The organism is Celeribacter indicus (genome assembly GCF_000819565.1).
Lineage (GTDB): Bacteria > Pseudomonadota > Alphaproteobacteria > Rhodobacterales > Rhodobacteraceae > Celeribacter > Celeribacter indicus.
Map to the genome: position 1 here is coordinate 4,233,459 of NZ_CP004393.1, position 16,106 is coordinate 4,249,564.

General features: G+C 65.9%; 16 protein-coding genes. 10 read left to right on the top strand and 6 right to left on the bottom strand.

Annotated elements, in window-relative coordinates; all coding sequences use genetic code 11:
* Positions 1 to 38 precede the first annotated feature (38 nt).
* The 6 genes from P73_RS24620 to P73_RS20750 all read right to left on the bottom strand — a co-directional run bounded on the left by P73_RS24620 (position 39) and on the right by P73_RS20750 (position 5,458).
* Complete coding sequence (locus tag P73_RS24620) at positions 39 to 773, bottom strand: PRC-barrel domain-containing protein (protein ID WP_158401963.1); 735 nt, start codon at positions 771 to 773, stop codon at positions 39 to 41.
* A 237-nt stretch (positions 774 to 1,010) separates the two neighbouring features.
* Positions 1,011 to 1,310: a hypothetical protein gene (locus P73_RS20730; protein ID WP_052453483.1), complete on the bottom strand. Its 300-nt coding sequence runs from the start codon at positions 1,308 to 1,310 to the stop codon at positions 1,011 to 1,013.
* 250 nt (positions 1,311 to 1,560) lie between these two features.
* Positions 1,561 to 2,898: an LLM class flavin-dependent oxidoreductase gene (locus P73_RS20735; protein WP_043871033.1), complete on the bottom strand. Its 1,338-nt coding sequence runs from the start codon at positions 2,896 to 2,898 to the stop codon at positions 1,561 to 1,563.
* A gap of 15 nt (positions 2,899 to 2,913) precedes the next feature.
* Positions 2,914 to 3,642, bottom strand: a complete 729-nt coding sequence (locus P73_RS20740) for an ABC transporter ATP-binding protein (protein WP_043871034.1) — start codon at positions 3,640 to 3,642, stop codon at positions 2,914 to 2,916.
* Entirely contained in the window at positions 3,639 to 4,481 is an 843-nt protein-coding gene (locus P73_RS20745) for an ABC transporter permease (RefSeq protein WP_043871035.1), read from the bottom strand. The genes P73_RS20740 and P73_RS20745 overlap by 4 nt, the downstream gene beginning before the upstream one ends.
* Before the next feature lie 17 nt (positions 4,482 to 4,498).
* A complete protein-coding gene (locus P73_RS20750; protein WP_245629204.1) occupies positions 4,499 to 5,458 on the bottom strand; it encodes an ABC transporter substrate-binding protein in 960 nt (319 codons plus the stop codon).
* A 688-nt stretch (positions 5,459 to 6,146) separates the two neighbouring features.
* Between P73_RS20750 and P73_RS20755 the strand changes: the two genes are divergently transcribed.
* The 10 genes from P73_RS20755 to P73_RS20800 are packed head-to-tail and all read left to right on the top strand — an operon-like array spanning position 6,147 to position 16,058.
* Positions 6,147 to 6,365, top strand: coding sequence for a Flp family type IVb pilin (locus P73_RS20755; RefSeq protein WP_043871037.1), 219 nt, complete (start codon positions 6,147 to 6,149; stop codon positions 6,363 to 6,365).
* Positions 6,365 to 7,318: a Flp pilus assembly protein CpaB gene (gene cpaB, locus P73_RS24625; protein ID WP_052453484.1), complete on the top strand. Its 954-nt coding sequence runs from the start codon at positions 6,365 to 6,367 to the stop codon at positions 7,316 to 7,318. The genes P73_RS20755 and cpaB overlap by 1 nt, the downstream gene beginning before the upstream one ends.
* 5 nt (positions 7,319 to 7,323) lie before the next feature.
* Entirely contained in the window at positions 7,324 to 8,658 is a 1,335-nt protein-coding gene (locus P73_RS20765) for a type II and III secretion system protein family protein (RefSeq protein ID WP_052453485.1), read from the top strand.
* A complete protein-coding gene (locus P73_RS20770; protein WP_043871039.1) occupies positions 8,655 to 9,197 on the top strand; it encodes a hypothetical protein in 543 nt (180 codons plus the stop codon). Before P73_RS20765 ends, P73_RS20770 begins: the two co-directional genes overlap by 4 nt.
* Positions 9,198 to 9,222: 25 nt before the next feature.
* Positions 9,223 to 10,455 (top strand): CpaE/TadZ family protein, encoded by a 1,233-nt coding sequence (locus tag P73_RS20775; protein ID WP_139267078.1) that lies wholly within the window; start codon positions 9,223 to 9,225, stop codon positions 10,453 to 10,455.
* Entirely contained in the window at positions 10,452 to 12,014 is a 1,563-nt protein-coding gene (locus P73_RS20780; protein ID WP_043871041.1) for a TadA family conjugal transfer-associated ATPase, read from the top strand. Before P73_RS20775 ends, P73_RS20780 begins: the two co-directional genes overlap by 4 nt.
* A complete protein-coding gene (locus tag P73_RS20785) occupies positions 12,011 to 12,982 on the top strand; it encodes a type II secretion system F family protein (RefSeq protein WP_043871042.1) in 972 nt (323 codons plus the stop codon). Before P73_RS20780 ends, P73_RS20785 begins: the two co-directional genes overlap by 4 nt.
* Positions 12,975 to 13,925 (top strand): type II secretion system F family protein, encoded by a 951-nt coding sequence (locus P73_RS20790; protein WP_043871043.1) that lies wholly within the window; start codon positions 12,975 to 12,977, stop codon positions 13,923 to 13,925. Before P73_RS20785 ends, P73_RS20790 begins: the two co-directional genes overlap by 8 nt.
* A 2-nt stretch (positions 13,926 to 13,927) precedes the next feature.
* Positions 13,928 to 14,344, top strand: a complete 417-nt coding sequence (locus tag P73_RS20795) for a TadE/TadG family type IV pilus assembly protein (protein WP_043871044.1) — start codon at positions 13,928 to 13,930, stop codon at positions 14,342 to 14,344.
* A complete protein-coding gene (locus P73_RS20800) occupies positions 14,334 to 16,058 on the top strand; it encodes a pilus assembly protein TadG-related protein (protein ID WP_043871045.1) in 1,725 nt (574 codons plus the stop codon). The genes P73_RS20795 and P73_RS20800 overlap by 11 nt, the downstream gene beginning before the upstream one ends.
* The last annotated feature ends 48 nt before the right edge of the window (positions 16,059 to 16,106 follow it).

Here is a 16,106-nt window from a genome sequence, read left to right on the forward strand (position 1 = left end):
CAAAGGTTTGTGGCTCAAAACAGCGAGCCATGCAGAGGTCACTCGACTGTGGTACCGCCCATGCCGGTGTCTCCACCCATGCCGGTTCCGGCGCCCATGCCGCTGTCCATTCCGCCGGTTCCCATGGTGTCATCGACAGGCGCGGGAGCCGTTTCCTTCTCGCGATACTGGTACTCGGGCGCGGCCTCGGCTTCCTCGCGCGTCATTGCGAGCTCGATGGCGTCGCCATCGTACTGGATGTCCAGCTCACTGTAGTCGACCGCGATGTCCTTCTGACCGATCCCGAGGAACCCTCCGACACCGAGGATGACGCCGGTGATCTGGCCATCTTCCGTGATGATGATATCCTTGATGCTGCCGATGGTCTCGCCGTCAGGGGAGGTCACGCTCGTGCTGAGAATCCAGTCACCGAGAATTTCCGCGCTTTCCTGCTGCGGCACGACTGCACCCGACGCCGCGGCCGGCGCCCCGTCTTCGGCAGGGGCCTCGGCAGCCGAGGGATCACTGTCGAGGGTCGTCCCGTCGTCAGGCGCGGTCGTGCCGTCGTCGGGTGTGGTGGTCCCGGCGTCGGGCGTCATCGTGCCGTCGTCGGGTGTTGTCGTCCCGGCGTCGGGGGCATCGGGCGTGGTGCCCGTGTCTCCGCCGGGGGTTTGGTCTTCCATCTGCTCGGTCGGGGCCGGGGCGGTCTCGTCCGGGGTGGTCTCATCCTGTGCCCAGACCGGACCGGCCACAATGGGAAGGGTGAAAGCGGTAATATACAGGTACTTTTTCATGATCTTCATCCTCCTTCCCCCCTCAACTTAGGCGGTTTCAGCCGGGGGAAAGCGTCGCGACCTCCATGCGAGAGAGACACGCCACTTGCCGCTCATGCGACGCACGAATTTCGGCAACTCCCTGCCGCAAAACGCGAAGTTCGCGCGTCGAGGGAACCATGAAAGGCAGCCGGACGTTGAAATGCCCTGAAACCTCCGGGAACGCCTGCCGCGGACTGGCGCGATTGTTCGTCGGTGTCACTCAGGCGCCATCCCGAGCCAACACGCATCCCTCGAAAGATCGAAAGGGGAGGCGCGCCCGAGACTTCCAGCGCTCAGCCTCCGTGAGACATTTCCCCCGGTGAAGGTAGGGAACGCCTCGAGATCGGTGCGCATGTCGTGACGGACACTGGAATTCAAAGCGGCCTCCAGAGCCGCGGCGCCGTCAAAGATCAACCGGTTGCGCTGCATGTAGGTCTTGCGCGTCCAGTCGAGCGTGTCCCGCCAATCGGCGCAGGTGTAGATCCCGATCTCGCGAATGCGCGGGAAGAACCGCATGATCTGTGGATGGTGATCGAGGTAGTAATCCAGCCAGACGACGAAATCTTCGTGCCCACCGGGATAGGCGCTCTTGCTCGGCTGGACCAGTCTATGTTGATCAATGGCCTATGACGGCACACGGGGACAACTCCGGTCGCCGTTGCGGGACGTCTCTGCCACGCCCGCGAGGAAGGCATCGCTCCGTCGTCTCCGGTCCCGAAGACAGGATGCGCGGCCGCCCGAGATGCCGACCGCCGCGCAGAGAGGCTCAGGCAGTCATCGGCAGCACTCCGGAGGCGGCAACCGGCGCGAGGCCGAAATGTTCGCGCAACGTCGTGCCGGTGTAGTCAGCACGAAACAAGCCACGTTTTTGCAGGATCGGAACGACTTCCTGGGCGAACAGTTCGAACTGGCTGTAAAGGACAGGCGGCATGATGTTGAAGCCATCCGCCGCCCCATCTGTGAACCAATCCTGAATCACATCGGCAATCTTCTCGGGAGTGCCAGCGATGGTGAAATGCCCCCGCGCCCCTGCGAGGCGCTGCAACAACTGGCGCAGGGTCAGCCCTTCGCGCAGGGCGACGTCGACATAGCTCGTCGCGCGGCTCTTCGACGCGTCCACGGCCGAGGGATCCGGGAAATCGTCGCGGGTCAGGGGCCGATCGAGCGGGACGGCGGAGAAGTCATGCCCTCCGAACCGGGCCGCGAGACGAGCGAGGCCGATCTCCGGGCTCGTCAGCGCGTCGAGTTCCTCCCACACGCGGTCGGCCTCTGCCTGTGTGGAGCCGATAGCCGCGGAAAGGCCGGGCAGGATCACGATGTCCTCGGCACTGCGACCCAGGGCAGCGGCCCGCCCCTTGATGTCGGCATAAAAGGCGCGGGCGGTCTCCTTGGCCAGATGCGCCGTGAAAATCGCCTCGGCCCAGCGGGCGGCAAAGGCGCGGCCATCCTCGGACTGGCCAGCCTGGATAAAGACGGGGCGCCCCTGCGGGCTGCCGGGCACATTCAACGGTCCCCGCGTCTGCCAGTGCCGTCCATTATGGTGGATCGGCTGGACAAGTGCCGGATCGAAGTAGCGCCCACCCGCACGGTCGTCGAGGACCGCCTCGGCAGGGAAGCTGCGCCAGAGCTTTTCCACGGCCTGTACGAAATCCTCGGCTATGGCGTAGCGTTCGCCATGACCCACGTCCGCCTCGCGCCCGTAGTTTGACCCGGCCTGCGGGGCCCAGGAGGTGACGATGTTCCAGCCGGCCCTCCCCTTCGAAAGGTGGTCCAGCGTCGCGAACTGCCGCGCCAGCGTGTAGGGCAGGCTGTAAGTGGTCGACGCCGTACCGATCAGACCGATCCTCTGCGTCAGGGCGGCCAGGGCCGACAGAAGCGCAATGGGCTCCAACGCCCCCGATGCCACCAATCCACCGTTATTCTGCGCGACCAGAGCATCCGCCAGGAATACGGCATCGAATTTCGCCTCCTCGGCGATCCGCGCCGCACCGGCATAGAGTTCGAGATCCGTCAGCTTCCGGTCGACGGCCGCCGGGTGGCGCCATGCGCTTTCGTGATGGCCGCGTGGCATCAAAAACAGGTTCAGGTGCAGTTGGCGCGCCATGGCGTCGCTCCTTTCTCACACGATATCGGTCTCGACGCCCAGGCTGCGCAGCAAACGCAGACGCAGGGCTTCGAATTCGGGATGGCTGGTACGGCGGGGATGGGACAGGTCCACGCGATGATCCTCCGCAATGCGCCCGTCCTTCAGCATCAGGATGCGGTCGGCCAGAAGAAGCGCCTCGTCCACGTCGTGGGTGACGAGGATCACGGTGGGCTTGCGCAACTCCACCAGGCGGAACAGAAGGGCATGCATCTTCAGCCGGGTCAGCGCATCCAGCGCGCCGAAGGGCTCGTCAGCCAGAAGCAGGTCCGGCGCGCGCAGCAGGCTTCGCGCCAGAGCCGCACGTTGCTTCTGCCCGCCCGACAAGGTGCCGGGCCAGACGTCGGCCTTGTCGTCGAGCCCCACCGCCGCGAGCATCTCCTGCGCGGCCTCACGGGCGTCGGAGCGGCGCAGGCCAAGCGTCAGGTTGTCGATCACACGCAACCAGGGCAACAGGCGCGCATCCTGAAACAGGACGGACACGTGGTCGGGAACAGTAAAATGTCCTTGGATCTCCGCGTCGTCGTCGAGTCCCGCCAGAGCCCGCAGGAGAGTGGTCTTGCCCGAGCCGGACTCGCCCAGCAGGGCGACGAATTGGCCCTTCCGGATGTCCAGCGAGATGCGGTCGAGCACGGTGCGCCCCGCAAAGGCGCGGCTGACGTCGCGCAGCGTAACGGCAGGAGAAAAGATCTGATGCACGCTCATGATCCCAGCGACCTCCGATAAGACAGAACGCGAGCCTCGGTCAGACGTACCAGCGCATCCGAGAGAAGGCCGAGGATGGCATAGATGAATATGCCGACGACGATGATGTCAGTCTGTCCCCAGTCCCGTGCGCGGTTCATCAGATAGCCGATCCCGGTCTGGGTATTGATCAATTCCAGAACCACGAGCGCCGTCCAGCACAGCGTCACCGCAAGCCGGAGCGAGACGAAGAACCCAGGCAGCGCGCCGGGAAGCGCCACCTTGCGGATGAACTCACCCCGGCTGAGTCCCAGAGTGCGCGCCAGTTCCACATGTCCGATGTCGATGCCTCGCAACGCAGCATGGGTGTTGATGTAGACCGGGACCATTACCGACGTGAAGATCAGGAAAATCTTCATCGCTTCTCCGATGCCGAGCCACAGGATCACCAGCGGAATCAGCGCCAGCGTGGGAACCGCGCGCTTGATCTGCACCAGCCCGTCGAAGAGCGCCTCCCCGGTACGCGTGAGACCCGACAGCAGTGCCAGCGCCAGACCTGCCAATACACCGAGCGCCAGTCCCGCATAGGCCCGCCCCGCCGAGGCGGCGAGATGGGGGAGCAGAGTCCCGTCGCTCAGCAACTGCCAGCCGGTCGCCACCGCCTGGCTGGGCGGGGCCAGCGTGTGGGGCGACAGATATCCCAGTCGCGACGCCCCCTCCCAAAGTATCAGCAACAAGACCGGCCCCGTCAGCCTTGCCCATTCCGGCAACCTGCCTGACGTGAGCCGCGCCGGGGGCCGTGCGGCGGGCTTCGCTTCGGTCGGACGGGTGGCGGTATGCGCTGCGAAGATATCGGTCATGTGGCCTTCCTTTCCCGTCAGCGGGTCTCGGCGATGAGCGGATCGAACCGATCCGAGAAGGAGCCTGCGGCATCGAAATGTTCGGGCAGGGTTCCGGCCTGATATAGCGTGTCGATGAGCTTCTGATGATGCGCGATCGCCTCGGACGAGGTCTGGAACACCAGTGGCGACAGCGAGTCGAGGATCGCCTGAGTGTCCTCCGGAGCAATCCGCTGAAATCCGGTATAGTAGAAGTCGCCCCATTCCGCGGAATGGCTGTTACTCCAGCTTCCCGCGCGGATGAAGGCGGGCAGGAACATTTCGAGCGCTGCCGCCTTCTCCGGATCCTCCAGAACCTCGGGGCGGGCGTATATGTAGCTGGTCGATGGCAGCAGCTTCCGCTCCACCGGGTCCTGGACGGGCGTTGCACCGATCTGGTTACGCAGGCGGGTCACATGCGGCTCGGTCAGGACTGCCACATCGACGGCGCTGGACCGGATCGCGTCCGGCAGATCGGCGACGCGCAGCGGGACGAGGTCCACCTCGTCGAGCGCGATGCCACCGCGATTCAGCGCCTCTATCAGGAAGACCTGCCTGCCCGAGCCTTCGACATAGCTCAGCTTCAATCCCTTCAGGTCCGACAGCCGCTCCACCACCAGCCCTGGACGGCTGACGAGACGGTACTGCGCCACTTGCCGGGTAAAGGTGGCAATGATCGGCAGCAGCGTACCGGAGGCACGCGCCTGGATCGGAGGCGTATCCCCCACATAAGCCGCGTCCAACGCTCCGGCGCGGATGGCCTCGAGGATCGCCGGACCACCGGCAAAATTGGGAAGCTCCAGTTCGAAGGGCAGTGCCGCGTCCTCTCCGGTCGCGGCCAGCAGGTTCCGGATCAATTCACTCTGGTCCGCGACGATCAGCTTGGTCTCCGGCGAAAAGGTCCGGGCGCCCGCACGTCCGGCAGCCAGGGCAAGCGCCAAGCTGGAGCTGAGGGACATAAATGATCGTCTATTCAATAGCATAGCCTATCTTTCCACCATTGGGTTTCGAGAAAAGTGTGGCGAACGCGTTTTAAATTTTCAATCACCATCGATTTAGTCGTGTTAATTTAGCGCATTCCCTCTGCCGAACGTTGTCACGACAGGACGTGACTTTCGCCAAATATGCCCGTCGGGAGAAAATTTACGTTGGGAAGGTGCGACGACGGGCAGCCAAAATCGCATTACTTGCCAATCGAGCCGCCCCGCGAGGGGCGCGAGAGGCTCGTGTCAAACTTTCTCTGGCTACTCCGTCTGATTTCTTGCCCCCCTCACCACGGCTGGCGGCGCCATGCACTCCCGTCCGGCGACGGGGGCGGCGGAATCAGCGCCCGAGCGTCCGCCCGCTGCGATACGGCGCGAGGATGGCCCCAGAGAAGTATGGATACTAAAGATATTTAGTACGTCCTTAATTATATCTTTAGGTCATAAATTTATATTCTTATAGACATATATAACATCCTAAAGATTTATTATTTTTGTTGTAAATCAGCCACTTAACGCCCAAATTTCCGGGAAATTATTGTCGAGCTCTCGAAATCTGATCCTTTTGGCTCACACAGTTGATGAACTTAAGAAGATATCGACCGTCATTAAGAGAGAATATCGCGACATACGCGCGAAGTCATAATCGGAAGAAGGGGAAACCATGCTTAATCTCTATGTCAAACTCGCCACTGCATTCTCCAGCTACGGGCGCAAGGAGGACGGCGCGACCGCCATCGAATACGGGCTCTTCGCCGCCCTGATCGCGGCTGTTCTGGTTGGTGTTGTCGGCGTTCTCGGAACTGAGGTTCAAGGCATTTTCCAAGACGTCTGTGATGCGCTCAAAAAAGAGGTGTGCAGCCTCGGTACATCGGAGACCTAATGTTCTCACGCCTCGGCATCTCCGGGCGCGCCGCCGGGATCGTCGCATCCTCCGTCGCCGTTGCCGCGGTCGTCACCTGGATCGGGATCGGGAGCATGTCATCCCCCTCCCGCGGGGAGACGCCCGCGGCCACGGATGGGACGCGGCCGGTTCCGCTTCCCGTCCTCGCGGCGGCTTCCACGCTTGATGCGGGCACGCCCGTCACCGCGGAGGCGCTCACCATCGTGAACGTCGATCCGTCGGAAGACGGCGCGTTCTATCTCCGCGACACGGCGGAGAACCGCACCCGGCTGGAGGGGCTCGTCCTCTCGAGGCGGGTGCCGGCGCGGACGCCCTTCGTCGCGGAGGATCTCGACGCGGCGCCGTCGGGTGCGGCCGCGATGCCGGGCGGACAGGACAGCGGCACCGCGGCATTGCTGGCGGAGGGAATGAGGGCGATCTCCCTGCCCGTAACCGAGGAGACCGCCGTCGCCGGGCTGATCACCCGCGGCGACCGCGTCGATGTCCTCGTGACCTATGACGTTCCCGACGGGCTGCGCGCGGTGCGGACGGTGCTGCGGAACGTGCGCGTCATCGCGACGGACCGGACCACGGAAGTGTCCGGGGAAAGGCCCGACTCGCCGCCGCAGACGGTGACGCTGGAACTCCATCCGGAGGGGACGAAGGTGCTCGCCCTCGCCCTGCGGACCGGAAACCTCGTGCTCGCCCTCAGCCCGGCCAGCGACAGCGACATGCCCGAAATCGCGGAGGACGAGCCGCTGCTGTCGAACAGGATCTCGGGGATGGGACAGGCCGCCCTCGAGGAAACGCAGAGATCGGTCGAGATCGTGCGCGGCACCGCGTCGACCCAGAGGATCGCGGCCTCGCCGAATGCAACAGCCGGGGCGCTCACGCCTCTGATGGCCGGACAGGTGGCTTCACCCGCCTCGGGCCTCGAACAGAAAAGGGACTGAAACTGATGCACTCCGTGTGCCGTGTCACGCCATTGCTCCTGGGGTGTCTCGTCTGGGCGTCCGCGGCCTTCCCGCAGACCCTGATCGAGGCAAAGGACAGGACGATTGACCTTTTCACCGGCCAGGGTGGCCTGATCAAGCTGGACGATCCCGCAGGAACGGTCTTCCTGGCCAATCCCGACATTGCCGACGTGAACATGAAATCCCCCACGCTTCTCTATATCTACGGGAAAGCCGCGGGCGAAACGACGCTCTTCGTCATCGACGAGAACGAGGAGATCACGCTCGGCAGCGCCGTCAAGGTCGGGCTGAATGCCGCGGCGATGGATCGCGCGGCCCATGCCGCGGTGCAGGCCGGCAGTTTCTCGGTCACGGAAGCGGACGGGACGGTCCTCATCAGGGGCCGGGTTCCGACCATCGCGGAGGCGCACCGGATCGAGGAGGTCGTGCAGGGTCTCGCCGGAGAGGGGACGAAGGTCATCAACACCCTCACATTCGACAAGCCGGCCCAAATCAACCTCCAGGTCAGGATCGCGGAAGTGTCGCGTTCGGTGGCGGAGAATCTCGGGATCAGCTGGAGCACGCTCTCCGGCAACGGGCTGAACGGCGGCTCCGGGGTGGAAGACGGCTATTCCCTCGCCACGAGCGTCGCCCGCGGAAGTTTCCGGGCGAGCGTGCAGCTTGAGGCGCTGAAGCGGGAGGGGCTCGTTTCCATCCTCTCCGAACCGAACCTGACGGCGCGCTCCGGAGACAAGGCGAGTTTCCTTGCGGGCGGGCGGTTCCCCTATCAGACCGAGGGCAGCGACGGCGAGGTGCGGGTCGTGTTCGAGCCCTACGGCGTCGAGCTCGAATTCGAACCGGAGGTGCAGCGCGCCGACCAGATCAAGCTGAACGTCCGCACGCAGATCCGCGAACTGGATTTCTCGAACGGCAGCACCAGCAACACGCAGAACCTGCCCCTGATCCTCGAACGCAGCGCGGAGACCACGATCGAGGTGGCGAGCGGACAGAGCTTCGCGATCGCGGGCCTGTTCAGCGCGACGACGCAGCAGAATGTCGACAAGCTGCCGGCGCTCGGCGATCTGCCGGTGCTGGGCGCGCTGTTCCGGTCGACGAAATATCAGTCCGGCGAAAGCGAACTCGTGATCATCGTGACGCCCTATCTCGTGGAGCCCGCCTCGCCGAACGCCATGGCGGCGCCCACGGACGGCTTTGCGCCCTCGGGCAGCTTCGTGCGCAACGTGATCGGAGAGCTGAGCCAGGGCGTGCCGATTGAGGCCGGCTCCGAAGGCGTGTCGGTGCGCTCCATCCATGGGAAAGCGGGGTTTCTTCTGCAATGATCACTGTGTCGTCCAGAATACGAAGGGCCGGGCTCGGCACCGTCCTCGCCCTTCTTGCGGCCGGTTGCGCGCCCGTCGCACCACATCCCGGTGTCGTGAGCCGGCTTTCGGCGCCTTACGAAGAGGTTCAGCTCGAATACAAGTTTCCCTACGGCTCGGGCTCGCTGCCGGATGCGGAGCGTTCGCAGATCGCCTCCTTCCTCCGATCCGTCTCGCCGCAGGAGGGCGATCTGCTGATCGTCACCATCCCGAACAGCGGCAATGCCGCCGTCGACCGGGCACGTCTCTCGACCATGCAGGCCGCGCTTGCCCTCGTTCCGTCCCGCAAGAGCTTCAACATGCCGACAGGCTTTTCGGAGCGGCCGGATCCGCTGCGGGGAACGGGGATCCTGCGCCTCACCCGCGCCCGCGGCATCGCGGTGGGCTGCCAGCCCGGCGCCGCCTCCCTCGGATGCGCCAATGCCGCCAATCTCGCGACGATGATCGGTGAGCCGGGCGACGTGCTCGGGCCGCACACGACGGCACGGATGCCGGACTAGAATGATTGCCGACAAAGAGGCCCCCGTGACATTTCCCTTCGTGAAAAGCCAGACCCCTTCCCGCAGCGCCGGGATCGAGGCCTATGTTGCCTCCGAAGACGGCAAGGCAGCCGTCGAGGCCCTCCTGCAACATGCCGCGGCGCGGGAGGACGTGCTGTTCCACGCCGGCACCCTCGCCACGGCGGGGCGGCTGGCCGGTATCGCCGAATTCGCGCCCGTCGTTTTCGCGGAGGTGGGCGACATGGAGCTTGCGGACCTGCTCGACGCGGTCCGCGAGATCTCCGGGACGGGCACGGAGCTGGTGCTTCTCGGGCACGAGGCCGGCATATCGACCTATCGGGCGGTGATCGGCGCGGGTGCGAGGGACTATATCCCGCTCCCACTGAGCGCGACCGATGCCATCCTCGACATGCCGGCGCGGGTCGCCCCTTCGGCAGGGCCGTCATCGCGGAAAGGCAGAGCCATCGCGATCTGCGGTGTCTCGGGCGGTGTGGGGGCGAGCTTTCTCGCGGCCAATCTCGCCGTCGCCTTCGCGCGGGACCTGTCCGCATCGGCCTCCTCGCACCAGGTGGCACTGATCGACGCCGATCTCGGATCCGGCTCCCTGGCGATCGATCTGAACGTGGACCCGACGCGCGGCTATCTCGATGCGCTCACGGCGCCGGAACGGATCGACGGCACGTTCCTCGCCTCCGCCATGGCCGAACCCGTTCCGGGCGTGAGGATGTTCTCCTCTGAAGCCGACGTGCTTCCCGGAATCGGCCAGCTCGAGACGGGCATCGCCCCTCTCCTCAGGGTCCTGAAGGAGGAAACCGCGACGACGGTCATCGACCTCCCGCGCCGGCTTCTCGGCGAGCAACCGGCGCTCGTCGACGAGTTCGACGATCTCGTGCTTGTCCTGACCCCCGGTTTCGCCCCGGTGCGCTCCTGCGCGCGGCTCATGGAAAGGATCGGGGCAACCGGGCCGGAGGATCTCCGGATCTGGATCGTCCTGTCGCAGACGCGGCGCGATGCCGGCCTCCGGCCCTCCGAAATCGAGACCGCGCTGGACCACACGATCGCCGTCCGCCTGCCGCCCCTCAGCCCCGGCGAGATGGCGCGGGCCCTCATCAAGGGGGAGCCGCTTCAGAAACATTCCCCGAAAAGCCGCTATTCGCGCGCGGTCTCGGATCTCGCAGCCCGGCTCTCCCCGCCGGAGAGCCGGCAGGACAGACCCGCGCGCGGCGGTTTCCTCGGCCGCCGGAGGAAGGGCGCATGAGCCAGTCCGCGCGCATGACCGACATCGACCAGGAAGACATCCTCACCCGGATCAGAGCCCGGCTCGAGGACCGGCCGGACGCGGGACCGGAGATCGACCTGCACGCCATCAGCAAGGCGATCGACTGGTATGAGCACAGGCACGGCGTGCGGGTGCCGCGCGCGCTCCAGCGCGAGCTGATCCAGCGGCTTGCGGCGGACATGTCCTCCGCCGAGCGGCACAGGGAGGAGACGCTCCCGGACACGGAGGCCAGGGCGCCCCTGCCCGGCCGCGCCTATCTTCCGGCATTCGCGGGGCGCCTCTCCGGCCTGTTTCGCGAGATCGTGCCCGAGGTCATGGCGCTTCTCGACATGAGGGCCCTGGGCGAGCAGCCGCCCGCGGCGCAGCGTGCGGCCATCCGCGAGGCGGTCGTGTCCGTCAGCCGCACGCGCAAGCTCGACCTGAATGGCGCGGAGACGGGCGAGCTCATCGCCTATGTGATCGACGACATGCTCGGCCTCGGTCCGCTCGAGCGGCTCCTCGCGGATGACGACGTCTCGGATATCATGGTCAACGGCCCGGACCGGATCTATGTCGAACGACACGGGCAGCTCCACCTCACCGACATCCGATTCCGCGACAACCAGCATGTGCTCAACATCGCGACCCGCATGGTCTCTGCGGTCGGGCGGCGCGTGGACGAAACCACGCCGCTGGCCGATGCGCGGCTGCCCGACGGGACGCGGATCAACGTGGCGATCCCGCCGCTCGCGATCGACGGGGCGACGATCACGATCCGGAAATTCCAGAAAGACCAGTTGAAGCTCGCAGATCTCGTGGCCCGCAACAGCCTGTCCCCGCAGATGGCCGAGATGCTGGGCCTCGCGGCGCGCCTTCGGCTCAACATCCTCGTGTCCGGCGGCACGGGGTCGGGGAAGACCACGCTTCTGAACGCCATTTCCCGCGAAATCCCCGCCTCCGAACGGATTGTCACGATCGAGGACGCAGCCGAGCTGCGTCTTCAGCAACCCCATGTCGTGCGCCTCGAAACCCGCCCCGCCAATATCGAAGGCAACGGCGAGGTGACGATGCGCCAGCTCTTCCGCAATGCGCTGCGGATGCGGCCGGATCGCATCATCATCGGAGAGGTGCGGGGCGAGGAGGCGCTCGACCTGCTTCAGGCGATGAACACCGGCCATGACGGCTCGATGAGTACCCTCCATGCCAACAGCCCGCGCGAAGCCCTCACGCGGCTGGAGAACATGATCGCGATGTCGGGCGTGCGGCTTCCGGCGGAAACCGTCCGCGCCCAGCTCAACGACGCCATTCACCTGGTGGTCCAGATCTCCCGCATGCAGGACGGCGTGCGCCGGGTCGTCTCCATTTCCGAGGTGGTGGGTTTCGACGGACGGATCGTCAGCATGCAGGACCTGTTCCTCTACCGGCGGGAAAAGACGCAGCGGTCCGGTGAGGTCGCCGGCAGGTTCGCGGCGACGGGCAACCTGCCCCTTTTCACGGATCGCGCGGCGGAGCAAGGGCTCGAGCGCGCGCTTCGCCAGGCTGTCGGCGTGTCCTCATGACGGCAGCGCAGGCGGTCGTTTTCCTCTCGATTTTCGTGCTCTGCATGGCCTGCGGCTTTGCGGCGCTGATGATCCTCGACCGCTCGCGCCGGGTCAGGCGGGCCAGACTCGCGCGCGCCGGCATGAACCGCGCGGCCGCGCACCAGAACATGCGCAAGCTCCTCTGGGACCAGGGATCCGTCGTGAAACCCGTGGCCGGCGACCGCCGGCGGAGCGGCCTGCCCGGCCTGCTCGACGAAAGGCTCGCAAAGGCCGGGCTCGGACTATCGCCGCGCGCCCTCGCGCTGCTTGTCCTGATGGCGAACCTCGGCTTCGTCCTCGTCGCCGCATTCGCTTTCGGCGTGAACGCCCTGCTCGCGATCCCGCTCGGCATCGCCCTGTCGTGGCTCCTCGTGTCCGGCGCCCTGTCCGTCCTTCAGGCCAGGCGCATCCGCTCCGTCATCGACAGCCTGCCCGAATGCCTCGATGTCTTTGCCCGCGGGCTCCGCGCCGGGAAACCCATTCCCGAGGCGCTCGACCTCGTCGCGCAGAACGCCGGGGGTGTCGCGCAGGCGGAATTCCGCACCTGCTGTGACGAGATGCGGCTCGGCGTCACCCTCCCCGGCGCGCTGGGAGGGCTGGCGTCGCGGATCGACACGCCGGAAGTGCGCTATATCGCCGTCGCGACCAGCCTCCAGGCGGAGACGGGCGGCAACCTTGTCGAGACCCTCGACAATCTCGCCTCGCTGCTGAGGGAACGCCACAAGCTGCGGAAGAAAGCCGCGGCCCTGACGGCCGAGACGCGCATGAGCGCGGCCATCCTCTCCGCCCTTCCCTTTGTCGTGGGGGCGGTCATCTATGTGATGAACCCGACCTATCTCGCCCCGCTGGCCCAGGATCCGCGCGGCCGCGTCCTCGCGCTGGCGGGCATGGCGAGCATCGCCGGCGGGATATTCACCATGTACCGGATGGCGCGGATAGATGTCTGACCTGCCGCTTCCCCTGATCGCCATGGTCATCGCCGGGCTCGCCCTCGCGGCCCAGATCGCGGGCTTCGGCCTGATCGACCGCCGGACCCGGACGGCGCGCCTCGCCCGGCTCGTGACGCGAAAGCGTGCCGGAGAGGGGCGCAACCGGCCGGTGTCGCTCGTCGTCCGGGTCCGGCGATGGATCGCGGAGATCTCGCGCACCCTCTTCGAACGTGTGTCGATCATGAGCGGCGGGGAGGCGGACGCCTCCGCCGCCCTCCTGCGCGCCGCGGGATACAGAAGCCGCGATGCGGTTTTCGTCCACGCCTTCCTGAAACTCGTGCTGCCTCTCTCCGGCTGCCTGCTGACGGCGGTCTGGAGGTTCGTCGAAGGCGACCTCGCGAGCCTCCGGGGCCTGATCTGGGTCTGCGGCGTCGCGCTGGCGGCCTCGAAACTGCCGGATATCTACCTGAGATGGCGGCGCGACCGGCGGTTCGAGCAGGTGACACGCGCCTTTCCCGACATGCTCGAACTCCTCGTCGTGGCCTGTGATGCCGGACTGGGATCCGGCGCCGCGCTCGCCCGCGTCGCGCGGGATCTGCAACTCGTCTGCCCGCCCCTCGCACAGGACATCCAGCAGCTCGTGATCGAGCTCTCGATTCTGCCCGAACGCGAACAGGCGTGGCGAAATCTCGAGGACCGGATCCCCCTGCCGGAAATCCGCATCTTTTCCAACGCCCTGAGGCAGGCGGAGCGCTACGGCACGCCCCTGACGCGCGCCCTGCGCACGCTGATGCAGGAGGAACGCGCGCGCCGGCTTCTCCGGATCGAGGAAAAGGCCGGACGCCTTCCCGCGCTGATGACCATCCCGCTCATCCTCTTCATCATGCCCGCGCTGCTCGTCGTTCTCGTCGGCCCGGCGGCGCTCAGCATCCTCGACAACATCATGAACGGCGGAGGGTAAAGATGCGGCGGCTTCAGACATTCACCCGACAGGACGACGGCGCGACGGCGGTGGAGTTCGCGCTGGTTCTGCCGTTCCTGCTGTCGGTGATCTTCGGCATCGTGTGCTTCGGCCAGTATTTCGCGCTCGCCAGCAGCGTCCAGCAACTCGCGGCAGAGGCCGCGCGGGCCTCCGTCGTGCAGTTTTCCCCCGCGGCGCAGAAACAGGTCGCCGAAGATTTCATCCGCGACGCGCGCGGAAAATACGCGGCGCTCGACGGGGCCAGATTGGACGTCGCGGTCCAGATGGAGAGCCTGCCGGTCTCCGGCATCACGGTCACGCTGAGCTACGACCTCGCGGGGACCGCCGTCGAGATCGCCGCCGACTTCCTGAACCTGCAAATTCCCGCCATCGTCCGGAGCAGCTACCTTGCCTATTAGAGCGCTCATCCGGGCCTACGGCCGGTCCGAACAGGGAGCCGTCGCGATCGTCGTCGCGATCCTGCTGACAGTCCTCATCGGCTTCCTCGCCCTGGGCGTGGATCTGGGAATGATGTATTTCCGGCAGAAGGACCTCCAGACCCGCGCCGATCTCGCGGCGGTGAGCGCGGTGCTGCACGTCGACGGCGATGCCGCAGGCGCCGCGGAACGCACGGCCGGCCAGGATGGCGGACCGGATCTTGCAGTTTCGCAGGTCGCGCTCGGCCGGTTCACACGCGACGCGGCGCTCCCGCCCGAGGCGCGCATGGATTACACGGCCCCCGCGACGCTGGCCAATGCCGCCACCGTGCGGCTTGAGGACCGCATCCCGCTCCATTTCGCCTCCGCCTTCCTGCACACGAGAGACGTCCCGATTTCCGCCGAGGCGACGGCCGCCCGCGCCGATCTCGCGGCCTTCACCCTCGGCTCACGCCTCGCGTCCATCGACACCGGGGACTCTGCCGTGCTCAACGCCGTGCTCGGCAGCGTTCTGGACTCCTCTCTGTCCCTGTCGGTGCTCGACTACGATGGCTTGGCCGATGCAAAGATCAACCTGCTGGAATTCTCCGACGCGCTCGCCACCCGGCTGGACCTTCAGGCCCTGACCTATGAGGAGATCCTGGACACCGATGCCGATCTGCCCGATCTCGTGGGCGCTCTCCTGGACATCGGACCGACACCGGCGGTCACCGCCGCCCTCACGAAGGTGCTGAACGCGGGATCGTCGGAGAGCCTGAACATCTCCCGGCTGATCGACATCGAGGGGGACGAGGTCGGGCTGCGGATCGAGGATATTCTCGACTCCGTCCAGGTCTCGGTGCTCGACATCCTGATGGCCAGCGTCGAAGTCGTGAACGCGAACTCCCTCATAGATCTCCCCCTCTCCATTCCCGGTCTCGCGGATGCTCACCTCGTGGTGGGCGAACGGGTGCAGGGTTCCGGCTGGATCACCATCGGCGCCAGAGGAGCCACACTCCACACCGCGCAGATCCGCCTCAGGCTCGATATCGATCTGGACGCGGTTCTGGCCCGCGTCCGCTTGCCGGTCTACCTGGAAATCGCCGGCGCGACCGCCACCCTCACCGGCGTCGACGCCTGCGGACGATCCGATGACAACGGCGTGGTCGCCGTGTTCGACACGGGGTCGGACGCCGGCATGGGCGGGCATGGCAGCCAGATCGTGAAAGTCTTCGTCGGCGAACTGGTCGGCAAGGATTTCCGGGACACCACGAGCTATCTCACACAGGCGGATTTCGATCCCGTCTTCCTCCTGAAGGTCTCGCTTCTGGGCATCCCGATCGCGAATGTCGAGATCGAAGCCTTCACCTTCCTCGGCGCGGCAGGCAACCAGCAAATGACGTTCCTGCGCTCCGAAATCGGTCAAACGAAGCTCTATGACGCGAAGATCAACCTTTCCGGGACCGTCGCGGCACTCCTGGCGCCCCAAAGCAGCCAGACCGGCGAGGGCGCGCATATCGACGTGAGCCTTCTGGGCCTGAAGCTGGGGAAGGTGACGGATATTCTCCACGGGACGGTCTACCCCGTCCTCGCGGCCCTGACCGGCCTGCTCGACCCGCTCCTGAACACGGTGCTCGATCTGCTCGGGATCAAGCTCGGGGAGGCGGAACTGACGCTGACCGGCACCGCCTGCGGAGGCATCATGCTCGTCCGTTGACCGCCGCGCCGCCGCCTCTCCCTTCCGCCATCCCAACCTCATTCGGAG